Raw genomic sequence first — 10,231 nt, 5'->3', positions numbered from 1 at the left:
ATTGCCTGGAAATCTTCGATGCTGTCGTATCACCAAAAGCGTTTTTTGATCGTCGATGATTTCTCGGATTTCCGCAGTTCCGTCAGGTCCATGCTGCGTGAGCTGGGCGTCAAGGACGTGGACACCGCCGACACCGGCGAGCAGGCGCTGCGCATGTGTTCGCAGAAGTCCTACGATTTCATCCTCCAGGATTTCCACCTCGGCGATGGCAAGAAGAACGGTCAGCAGGTTCTCGAAGACCTGATGGTCGAGAAGCTGATCAGCCACGAATCCGTGTTTGTCATGGTCACCGCCGAGACCAGTCAGGCGATGGTGCTCAGCGCCCTGGAACACGAGCCCGATGCTTACCTGACCAAACCCTTCAACCGTTCCGGACTGGCCCAGCGCCTGGAGCGTCTGGAGCAGCGCAAGACCTTGCTCAAGCCGATCCTGCAGGCGCTCGATCGCGGTAAACCGGTTGAAGTGCTCAATGCCTGCATCGCCTTGTGCAAGCAGGACATCCGCTACTCGCCGCTGTGTTTGCGCTACCGGGCCGATGCCTTGCGCGACTTGAATCAGAACGAAGCGCTGGAGCGACTCTACGACAGCATCATTGCCGATCGGCCTTTGCCATGGGCCTTTGCCGGGCTGGGCCAGTTGCTGTTCAAGCGGGGTCAGGTCAGCCAGGCCAAGGGCGTCTACGAAAAAGCGTTGAAAGTGTTCCCGATGATGCCGGCGCTCTATGACGGCATGGCCGATGTGCTGGTCGCCGAGGGCGACACCAAGGCTGCGCAACAGGTGTTGGAGGAGGCGATTCGTTTGTCGCCGCTGGCCGTACGCCGGCAAGCGCTGCTGGGTAAGCTGGCGATGACCAACGAAGATTTCGATACCGCGTCCAAAGCTTATCGTCAGGCCGTCAGCCAGGGTGCCCAGTCACGTTTCAAGGACGCCGAAAGCAACCTCGGCCTCGCCCATGCGTTGATCAGCAAGGGCAGCGAAAAGGGCCTGGACACCCGGACCCGGCTGGAAATCAACACCACGCTGAGTGCCGTGGCCAAGGAAAACCCTTCCGACCCGGGCCTGCAGATTCGTGCGCGGCTGATGAAGGCCACCAGCCTGTTGCTCAACGACGCCGAAACCGCGGAAAAGCTCACCGAGCAGGCGATGTTGCGCCTCGATGGCATGGAGCAATTCATGAGTGCCGAAGCCGCGCTGCTGGTGGCCAAGCAGCTGCAAATGCTCGGGCAGGCTGATGCAGGCAAGTCGATGCTGAAAAACTGCGCAGAAATCTACGGTGACGATCCGACAGTGATGCAGGGCATCGCCAAGCTGACCGACGACCCGAGCATCCTCAACTCCGGCAACGATGCGGCGGAACTCAACCGTCAAGGCGTGCGGGTGTACAAGACCGGCAACCTGGTGGAGGCGCGGGCGGTGTTCCGCAAAGCCCTGGCGTTGCAACCGAAGAACATCAGTATTGCGTTGAACATGGCGCAATCGCTGCTGCATGGCACCGACACCAGCGCGCCATCGGCGGAGCTTGAAGAATGTCGCGCCTGCCTGAAAACGGTCGGCCTGATGCCCGATACCGATGCGCGATATGCGCGTTATCAGAAACTGAAAATCAAGGCGTTCAGCGGATGAACCAAGACAACCCGGCACTGGATTTCTCCACGGTGATTGCTTCCACCGTGCACGACATGAAGAACTCTCTGGCGATGCTGATGCAGGCACACAGCCAATGGCTGGCGCGCTTGCCCGACCCGGAGCGGCACACCCCGGAGCAGGGCGTGATCGAGTTCGAGTTCGCCCACCTCAACGGCATGCTGGTGCAGTTGTTGGGGCTGTACAAACTCGGCGTCAACCAGATGCCGTTGCAGCCGGCTTACCACGAACTGGATGACTTCATCGAAGCGCAACTGGCCTGCCATCAGGACGTGTTCGCCAGTCGCGGCATCATGGCGACCTATGAAGTGGACCCGCTGAGCCCGTTGGGTTTTTTCGACCGTGAGCTGATTGCGTCGGTGCTGGCCAACAGCATCAACAACGCCATCCGTTACGCCCGTCACGCATTGTTGATCACGGTGAGCGACGAGGCCGGGCAATTGGTGTTGACCATTAACGACGATGGCGAGGGTTACCCGGCCGAGATGATCGAGCGTCAGGCCGATTACGTGCAGGGCATCAACCACAGCAGCGGCAGCACCGGCCTGGGTCTGTATTTCGCCGGACGGATTGCCGCCTTGCATCAGCGCAACGGCATCGGTGGGCGCACAGAAATCAGCAACGGTGGCCCGTTGGGCGGTGGTGTGTTCAGCCTCTATCTCCCCTGAAAACACCGCATCCCCCTGTAGGAGCGAGGCTTGCCCGCGAAGGCGATGTGTCAGTTAATTCAAGTATTGGCTGGTACAACGCCTTCGCGGGCAAGTCGGATCGCCGCACCGCTCGCTCCTACAGGGAGTGGGCGTGATCCGTGAGGGTGTATTTGTACGTCGCTGCTTGATATTCCGAACACGCGGAGCCTATTTTGTACGGTCGCCGTTCGCGGCTTGCACAACTACAAAGGATTGCGTCATGACAACCGGTGGCCAGCGCTCACTCGCGCAGCGATTGACGGGCATTGATGAGATTGAATGTGTTACGCCGGATTTGAACGGCGTGCCTCGTGGCAAGGTCATGACGGCCGAAGGCTTTCACGAGGGGCGGCGTTTGCAGATGGCGCGGGGTGTGCTGCTGCAATGCATCATGGGCGGATATCCGCCAGCACGTTTTTACGGCAGCGATGATGGCGACCTGGCGTTGGTGCCCGACCCTGCGCAGATCCATCGCTTGCCCTGGAGCAAACAGCCGCGTGCCTTGGCCATTTGCGATGCGGACGAACTGACTGGCGAAAGCTCCCCTCTGTCGACTCGTGGTCAACTCAAAGCAGTTATCGCGCGTTACGCCGCCCTTGGGCTGGCGCCGGTGGTGGCCACCGAGCTTGAGTTTTTCGTCTTCGCGCCCAACACCGACCCGACGCAACCGTTCCAGCCGCCGGTAGGCCTGGACGGGCGGCGCGAGGACGGTCATTCGGCGTTCAGTGTCAGTTCCAATAACGGCTTGCGGCCGTTTTTCAGTGAAGTCTATGAGTGCATGGCGGCCCTCGGTTTGCCGCGCGATACGTTCATGCACGAGATGGGCGTCAGTCAGTTCGAGATCAACCTGCTGCACGGTGATCCCTTGTTGCTGGCCGACCAGACATTGCTGTTCAAGCATCTGCTTAAAGAAGTGGCGCTCAAGCATGGGCTGACGGTGGTCTGCATGGCCAAGCCACTGGCGCACACGCCGGGCAGCTCGATGCATATTCACCAGAGCATCGTCGAGATCGCCACCGGGCGTAACGTCTTCAGCGACGAGGCCGGCGAGCCGACGGCGACCTTCCGTCACTTCATCGGTGGCCAGCAGGCCGGCATGGCGGATTTCACGGCATTATTTGCACCGAACGTGAACTCCTATCAGCGCTTGTGCCATCCGTTCGCATCACCGAATAATGCCTGCTGGTCCCACGACAATCGGGCAGCCGGTTTGCGCATCCCGGCCAGCTCGCCGGTGGCGCGTCGGGTGGAAAATCGCCTGCCGGGGGCTGATGCCAACCCGTATCTGGCGATTGCAGCGAGCCTGGCGGCAGGGTTGTATGGCATTGAAAACAGGTTGGAGCCGAGTGACGCGATCCAGGGCGAATTCGAGGTGCCGGATAATCTTTCGTTGCCGTGTACCTTGCATGCCGCGCTCGAGCGTCTGAAACGTAGCCAATTGGCGAAGGAACTGTTCGGCAAGGAGTTCATCGAAGGCTACGTCGCTTCGAAGACCATGGAGTTGACCAGCTTCTTTGATGAAATTACGCCCTGGGAGCGCCGTGTTTTAGCCGCCCAGGCCTGACGAACCTTCGTCTTCGGGCTATCTTTCGGATAGCCCGTTTCTTACCGCAAGGAGCCGCTCGGAACGCCGATGCGCCAAATCTGGAAACCCTTTCGAGCGCTGTATTTCGCCTCGCTGATGATGTTGATCGGCTCTGGCTTGCTGAGTACTTACCTGGGCTTGCGCCTGGCGGCCGACCATGTCGACAGCCTGTGGGTCGGTGCGTTGATGGCGGCCAACTATTTCGGCCTCGTGCTGGGGGGCAAGATCGGTCACCGGTTGATTGCCCGGGTCGGGCATATCCGGGCTTATTCGGCCTGTGCCGGGATTGTCGGCGCGGCGGTGCTGGGCCATGGTCTGGTGGACTGGCTGCCGGCGTGGATATTCCTGCGGGTCATCGTCGGTCTCGGCATGATGTGCCAGTACATGGTCATCGAAAGCTGGCTCAATGAGCAGGCCGAAGCCTCGCAGCGCGGCACGGTGTTCAGCGGTTACATGATCGCTTCTTATCTTGGCCTGGTGCTGGGGCAGCTGATTCTGGTCATGCACCCGGGCCTCGGTCTGGAGCTGCTGATGCTGGTCGCCCTGTGCTTTGCCCTGTGCCTGGTGCCGGTGGCCCTGACACGGCGGATTCACCCGGCGCCGCTGCATCCGGCGCCGATGGAGCCGCGCTTCTTTATCAAGCGCGTGCCGCAGTCGTTGAGTACGGTGCTGGGGGCGGGGCTGATCATCGGCTCGTTCTACGGTCTGGCGCCGCTGTATGCCTCGCAGCAAGGGTTGTCCACGGAGCAGGTCGGTCTGTTCATGGGTAGCTGCATTTTTGCCGGCCTGTTGGTGCAGTGGCCGTTGGGCTGGTTGTCCGACCGTTATGACCGGGCACTGTTGATTCGCTGTTTTGCACTGGTACTGGCCCTCGCCGCGTTGCCGCTGGCGATCATGAAGCAGGTGCCGCTGGAGGTGTTGTTCATCACCGGTTTTATCTGCTCGCTGGTGAAGTTTTGCCTGTACCCGCTGGCGGTCGCGTTTTCCAATGACCACGTCGAGGCTGATCGGCGGGTGTCACTGACGGCGATGTTGCTGGTGACCTACGGTGTCGGCGCGAGTATCGGACCGTTGGTCGCCGGGGTACTGATGAAGATGTTCGGCAGTCAGATGCTCTACGCCTTCTTCAGTTTCTTTGCGTTGGTGCTGGTGTGGCGGATCCGCCCGAAAGCGGTGACCAACCTGCATCAGGTGGACGATGCGCCGCTGCATCACGTCGCCATGCCGGACAGCATGTCGAGTTCGCCGCTGGTGGCTTGCCTTGATCCACGGGTTGATGAGCAAGTGGTGCAGGACCAGATGCAGAGCCCGGCCAATCCTGATCCGGCTCCTGAGTCGGAGGCCGAGACACCCACCACTCCACCTCCGGAGGACCCTGACGCGGGCCGCGAGCAAAGCTTCACCGAGGCCAGGCCTTAAATCGGGGCATAAAAAAACGGGCAGTCACCGCAAGGGACTGCCCGTTTTTTATGGGTGCTTGAATTACAGGTCGTCTTTGTCGAAACGTCGTGCTTCGCGCTGAAGCTGGTAGACGAAACGCTCGACCTGACGCTGCACCAGGCCGCTCATGTTATGAAAGCGGATGCCGGCGAAGGTGGTGGAGATTCTTTCTTCGAAATGCAGGTAACGCAGTTCGACCGGTGCCGTCATTTTGCCAAAGGGCAGGGCGGCGGCGAAGCGGTCGTAGACCTGGCCCAATTGCAGGCTGCCGGTGATGTCGCCTTCAAAGCGCAACTTGCAGCCGGTGGCGGAGATGTCCAACAGCTTGCCGCTGATCGGCGCCTTGAGCTTTTCACCGTCCAGATCGACGTTGACCAGTTGGGCCAGCTTCAAGGCTGCGCGGAAGGCATTGCGGCGCTGGTGATAAACCACTTCATCCGGCAGCGGGCCACGATAGCAGCGGCTGTCACCGGACTCGTCGATGGTCAGTTGACCGTTGCTTTCCCAGGCAATGCGCACGCCTTCGTGAAAGCCTTCGACCTTGAACGGTTCGCCGGCCAGCATGAAGCGTTCACCGTCACGCGGGATCATTTCGTCGAGCGCGATGGTGCCGCGCTCGCGGTCCACGTCCACCAGATAGCTCTGGAAGCGCTGGGTGCGCTCATGAAAGGTGATGATCAGCGGATCATGGCTTTCTTGCAGTTGGCGCAGGTTGCCGGAGATTTCCAACGGTGTGGTGAGCACCTTGGGTGGCTGCGGGGCATCTTCCGCGTTTAAGGCATTGGACACGGTTCATCAATCTCCAGACAAAATATGACTACGGCTGGCCAGTATATTGCCAGCATGTTGCGAGTCTTGATAGGGCGCGGTCATTTGCGGGCTTAAGCCTGACTGAGCGGGCGCGGCTTCGCAAGCTTGGCGGTTGATCCGCGGGCATCATAAAGCGCTGGCGGTTCACCGCCGGTCAGGATTTTCAGCTGATTGGCCGTGGCGGCCTGCTGGACCAGGATGGACTGGCCATTATTGGCGTTCGCCGCTTGGCATTGAGCCAGTAGATCGGTCAGCACATCGCTCTGGGCCAGCAACTGCTCGCCAATGCTCGAATGGCTGGCGAGTTGCTCCAGGCCGTTGCGATTGGTCGGCAGGTTGAGGCTGGCGAGGATTTCGCTGCGCTTGCGGCCATGCTGTTCAAGCAGAATGATCAATGCCTGTTTCTGCGCCAGAATCTCTTCGAGCAGTGGCATGTCCCGACCGTGCAAGGCGAGGGACTCGGTTTGCAGTAACTCAAGCAAGTGTTGCGCTGGAGCAAAGTCGTCGGTGATCAGTTGCAGTAAATTAGTGTCTTGCATGGCTGGCCTTGGGTTTTAAGCGTCCAAAAGCCTGGCGCGGGCCGTAGCCTAGCGCTGGGCTTCGAAGTTGAGCAGTTTGCTGGCTACACGGCTGCTGTCGACTTTATAGCTGCCATCGGCAATCGCTGCTTTCAACTCGGCCACACGGGCGTTGTCGACGGCAGGCTGATCGCGCAGCTTGTCAGTGACCTGTTGCAACTGTTGAGCCTCATTGCTGAGGTGTACCGATTCCCCGCTTTTGATGGCAGTGGCCTGTTCGGCCGGGGTATTCAGCGGCGCGGATTTGCCGGCATCGGCAGTTTCCTTGGCAACGCTGGTACGTGTACTGCCCGTAAGTGGCGAGGAGCTGTTCAAACGGCTGAAATCGATGACCATGGTAAAAAACCTCTGAGTATTTGGACGCTTGCCATGTTTTCGGCTCTCCCTGTGAAAACTTTAGACCCATTTATCAAATGGGCCCGCATGCGCCAGCACTTCTCCTGCATGCGGCACAGTTTAGGGAACAGCCTCGGGCAACGCCACATCTTCACGAACAGAGAATCCTACATGGACACTTCCACCTGACCTGGCGCGGTAACCTGCGCCTTGATGACCCGTTTGGAATTGAGGTTTTTCACCCGTATCTGCTCGGCCATGCCGCCGTTGGACAGGGCCTCGCCGGGCATTCGCACGCTGAGCGTACCACTGCGGGCGGTAATCACCACCTGATCGCCTTTGCTAATGACTTCCGCCTGTTCGAGATGAACCAGGGTAATCACCTGGTCGGTGACCATTGGTCGGGTAAGTCGCTGGCCGATCGCCTGGTCTACGGATGTGAAGTAGCCCTGGCCAATCAGGCTGACGTCACGCTCGCGCAGCGTCACGTCATCGGGCTCGACAATCCCTGCGCGGCGCAGGGGCCGGGTGACGGTCACAACGTCGCGAAACAGGCGGACTTGAGCGGGTACGAAGACTGTCCAGGGCGATGCCCCCTCGCAGCGAACCTTGACCGTGACCCGGCCCAGCGGCTTGGCTGGACTCTCGAGGCTGGCTGTCAATTCCTTGTCGCACATGGGCATGCGCAGTCGCTGGTCGAGCTGGTTGACCTGGATTTCGTAGCGACCTTCCGTTTGACTGGTAGCCAGATAGTCTTCTACGGTGAATTCAAGAAAGCCCTGGGTGACGCCGATAAGCATGTCAGGCAAGGTAACTGCGTCAGCAAAGGCAGGGCTGCCAGCGTTGAACAGGCAAACGGCCGACACTGCACAGAGCAATCTGCGGATAGGTGATGTCAGGCGTCGGAAAAATGTCGGTTCTGTGTTCATAAAAGTTAAAAAGCAAGCGCCGTGCCGTTTAGTGATGAATGTGCGTCGCAACACACTTAGCGTTGGTGTAGGAGTCTGGGCATGGCTGGTGTAATGGATTCGGTAAACCAGCGCACGCAACTGGTAGGGCAGAATCGCCTGGAGCTGTTGTTGTTCCGTCTCGACGGCCAGCAGCTGTACGGGATCAACGTGTTCAAGGTTCGCGAGGTGCTGCAATGCCCCAAGCTGACCCTGATGCCCAAGTCCAGTCCTGTCGTGTGCGGTGTGGCAAATATCCGGGGGGCGACCATTCCGATCCTTGATCTGGCAATGGCGACTGGTTCCGGGGCGCTTAAAGATCAAAGCAATCCTTTCGTGATCATCACGGAGTACAACACCAAGACCCAGGGTTTCCTGGTGCGCTCGGTGGAACGCATCGTCAACATGAACTGGGAGGAGATTCATCCGCCTCCCAAGGGCACCGGACGCGATCATTACCTGACGGCTGTGACTCGGGTCGACAATCAGTTAGTCGAAATCATCGACGTCGAGAAGATCCTGGCGGAAGTGGCGCCGACACCGGAAGCGATTTCCGTCGGCGTGGTCGATGTCGAGACCCAGCACAAGGCGCTGTCGCTGCGGGTGCTGACGGTCGATGACTCGTCGGTGGCGCGCAAGCAGGTCACGCGCTGCCTGCAAACGGTAGGCGTTGAAGTGGTGGCGTTGAACGACGGACGGCAAGCGCTGGATTACCTGCGCAAACTGGCCGACGAGGGTAAGAAGCCGGAAGAAGAGTTCCTGATGATGATCTCCGACATCGAGATGCCGGAGATGGACGGGTACACCCTGACGGCCGAGATCCGCAACGACCCTCGCATGCAAAAGCTTCATATCATCCTGCATACTTCGTTGTCGGGTGTGTTCAATCAGGCGATGGTCAAGAAAGTCGGTGCCGATGACTTCCTGGCCAAATTCCGTCCTGATGACCTGGCATCCCGGGTAGTTGACCGGATCAAAGCAGCAGACATCAGCTAGGGGCCTTTTGCCCCTGGTGATTAACACGATTTAAGAGGCGGCATCTTTGTCTACGGGTAATTTGGATTTCGAACAGTTCCGGGTCTTCCTGGAAAAAGCCTGTGGCATTTTGCTCGGTGAAAACAAGCAGTACCTGGTCTCGAGCCGTCTCAACAAACTGATGGAACAGCAAGGCATCAAGTCCCTGGGTGAGCTGGTTCAGCGCATCCAGACCCAGCCGCGCAGCGGTTTGCGCGAGTTGGTGGTCGATGCCATGACGACCAACGAAACCCTGTGGTTTCGTGACACCTATCCGTTTGAAGTCTTGAAGAACAAGGTACTGCCCGAAGCGATCAAGGCGGCTCCGGGGCAACGCTTGCGAATCTGGTCGGCGGCCTGCTCGTCGGGTCAGGAACCGTATTCGCTGTCGATGTCCATCGACGAGTTCGAGCGGGTCAATATGGGCCAGTTGAAGATGGGTGTGCAGATCGTTGCCACTGACCTGTCCGGCACCATGCTGACCAACTGCAAGACTGGCGAGTACGACAGCCTGGCCATCGGCCGCGGGTTGTCGCCTGAGCGTCTTCAGCGTTATTTCGACCCGAAAGGGCCGGGGCGCTGGGCCATCAAGGCGCCGATCAAGAGTCGGGTGGAGTTTCGCTCGTTCAACCTGCTGGACAGCTACGCGAGCCTCGGCAAGTTCGACATCGTGTTCTGCCGCAACGTGCTGATCTACTTCTCCGCCGAGGTGAAGAAAGACATCCTGTTGCGCATCCACAGCACGTTGAAGCCGGGCGGTTATCTGTTCCTTGGCGCGTCTGAAGCGCTGAACGGTTTGCCGGATCATTACCAGATGGTCCAGTGCAGCCCGGGGATCATTTACCAGGCTAAGTGATGGGTTGGCGGTAGTTTGAAAAACGGGAGTCCTTTGGGCTCCCGTTTTTTTTGTCTGCTGTGTTGGTGTGTATATCCGTTTCTGGGGTTATGGCGGCTATTGGTTTCGCCCTTACGGCGAGTCACTTGGAAAAGCCCCAAGTAACCAAGGGCTCTTGCCCCTTTCGTTCGGTGGCTCGCTAATGCTCGCCATGCCCTCGCTCCGGTCCTGCTCCGTGGGCCCGCCGCCATCGGCCATCCATGGCCGGGGGCGGCTAACCCGGCATCCATGCCGGGTTGCCCACTGCGCAGAACCTGCGCTCGGCCTCTCGAGGGGGCGCTCAGATCAAAAGC

10 protein-coding genes are annotated in these 10,231 nt (G+C 59.3%); 6 read left to right on the top strand and 4 right to left on the bottom strand.

Translation table 11 applies throughout. From position 1 onward, the window contains the following. Nucleotides 1–18 precede the first annotated feature (18 nt). The 4 genes from KGA82_RS04640 (at nucleotide 19) to KGA82_RS04625 (ending at nucleotide 5,337) form a co-directional block, all read left to right on the top strand. Entirely contained in the window at nucleotides 19–1,623 is a 1,605-nt protein-coding gene (locus tag KGA82_RS04640; RefSeq protein WP_207285402.1) for a tetratricopeptide repeat-containing response regulator, read from the top strand. After that, complete coding sequence (locus KGA82_RS04635; protein WP_008038447.1) at nucleotides 1,620–2,312, top strand: sensor histidine kinase; 693 nt, start codon at nucleotides 1,620–1,622, stop codon at nucleotides 2,310–2,312. Before KGA82_RS04640 ends, KGA82_RS04635 begins: the two co-directional genes overlap by 4 nt. 343 nt (nucleotides 2,313–2,655) lie before the next feature. After that, nucleotides 2,656–3,897 (top strand): glutamine synthetase family protein, encoded by a 1,242-nt coding sequence (locus tag KGA82_RS04630; RefSeq protein WP_223449771.1) that lies wholly within the window; start codon nucleotides 2,656–2,658, stop codon nucleotides 3,895–3,897. Nucleotides 3,898–3,966: 69 nt separating this feature from the next. After that, nucleotides 3,967–5,337, top strand: a complete 1,371-nt coding sequence (locus KGA82_RS04625) for an MFS transporter (protein ID WP_223436521.1) — start codon at nucleotides 3,967–3,969, stop codon at nucleotides 5,335–5,337. Nucleotides 5,338–5,400: 63 nt separating this feature from the next. Here KGA82_RS04625 and KGA82_RS04620 read toward each other — a convergent pair whose 3' ends face one another. From KGA82_RS04620 to flgA, 4 genes are all read right to left on the bottom strand, one after another. After that, the gene (locus KGA82_RS04620; protein ID WP_223449731.1) at nucleotides 5,401–6,147 is read right to left on the bottom strand and encodes a flagellar brake protein; all 747 of its coding nucleotides are present in this window, start codon (nucleotides 6,145–6,147) and stop codon (nucleotides 5,401–5,403) included. Between the two features lie 92 nt (nucleotides 6,148–6,239). Then, nucleotides 6,240–6,707, bottom strand: a complete 468-nt coding sequence (locus tag KGA82_RS04615) for a flagella synthesis protein FlgN (RefSeq protein WP_008038443.1) — start codon at nucleotides 6,705–6,707, stop codon at nucleotides 6,240–6,242. A gap of 48 nt (nucleotides 6,708–6,755) precedes the next feature. Continuing rightward, the gene (flgM, locus tag KGA82_RS04610; protein WP_008033053.1) at nucleotides 6,756–7,082 is read right to left on the bottom strand and encodes a flagellar biosynthesis anti-sigma factor FlgM; all 327 of its coding nucleotides are present in this window, start codon (nucleotides 7,080–7,082) and stop codon (nucleotides 6,756–6,758) included. Between the two features lie 167 nt (nucleotides 7,083–7,249). After that, complete coding sequence (gene flgA, locus KGA82_RS04605) at nucleotides 7,250–8,011, bottom strand: flagellar basal body P-ring formation chaperone FlgA (RefSeq protein ID WP_032832449.1); 762 nt, start codon at nucleotides 8,009–8,011, stop codon at nucleotides 7,250–7,252. An 81-nt stretch (nucleotides 8,012–8,092) separates the two neighbouring features. Here flgA and KGA82_RS04600 point away from each other — a divergent pair, with 81 nt between their 5' ends. Continuing rightward, nucleotides 8,093–9,025, top strand: coding sequence for a chemotaxis protein CheV (locus KGA82_RS04600; protein WP_008033048.1), 933 nt, complete (start codon nucleotides 8,093–8,095; stop codon nucleotides 9,023–9,025). A gap of 46 nt (nucleotides 9,026–9,071) precedes the next feature. Next, the gene (cheR, locus tag KGA82_RS04595) at nucleotides 9,072–9,899 is read left to right on the top strand and encodes a protein-glutamate O-methyltransferase CheR (RefSeq protein ID WP_192227950.1); all 828 of its coding nucleotides are present in this window, start codon (nucleotides 9,072–9,074) and stop codon (nucleotides 9,897–9,899) included. The last annotated feature ends 332 nt before the right edge of the window (nucleotides 9,900–10,231 follow it).

The organism is Pseudomonas sp. BF-RE-22 (assembly GCF_019956155.1).
In the GTDB taxonomy this organism is placed as follows: Bacteria; Pseudomonadota; Gammaproteobacteria; order Pseudomonadales; family Pseudomonadaceae; genus Aquipseudomonas; species Aquipseudomonas migulae.
This window is presented reverse-complemented; position numbering and strand designations above follow the sequence as displayed.

What these genes read in the sequence shown, in the direction of transcription:
- flgA (WP_032832449.1), bottom strand. Translation starts at nt 8,011, where the DNA reads ATGAACACAGAACCGACATTTTTCCGACGCCTGACATCACCTATCCGC.
- KGA82_RS04640 (WP_207285402.1), top strand. Translation starts at nt 19, where the DNA reads ATGCTGTCGTATCACCAAAAGCGTTTTTTGATCGTCGATGATTTCTCG.
- KGA82_RS04600 (WP_008033048.1), top strand. Translation starts at nt 8,093, where the DNA reads ATGGCTGGTGTAATGGATTCGGTAAACCAGCGCACGCAACTGGTAGGG.
- flgM (WP_008033053.1), bottom strand. Translation starts at nt 7,082, where the DNA reads ATGGTCATCGATTTCAGCCGTTTGAACAGCTCCTCGCCACTTACGGGC.
- KGA82_RS04625 (WP_223436521.1), top strand. Translation starts at nt 3,967, where the DNA reads ATGCGCCAAATCTGGAAACCCTTTCGAGCGCTGTATTTCGCCTCGCTG.
- KGA82_RS04635 (WP_008038447.1), top strand. Translation starts at nt 1,620, where the DNA reads ATGAACCAAGACAACCCGGCACTGGATTTCTCCACGGTGATTGCTTCC.
- KGA82_RS04615 (WP_008038443.1), bottom strand. Translation starts at nt 6,707, where the DNA reads ATGCAAGACACTAATTTACTGCAACTGATCACCGACGACTTTGCTCCA.
- KGA82_RS04630 (WP_223449771.1), top strand. Translation starts at nt 2,656, where the DNA reads ATGACGGCCGAAGGCTTTCACGAGGGGCGGCGTTTGCAGATGGCGCGG.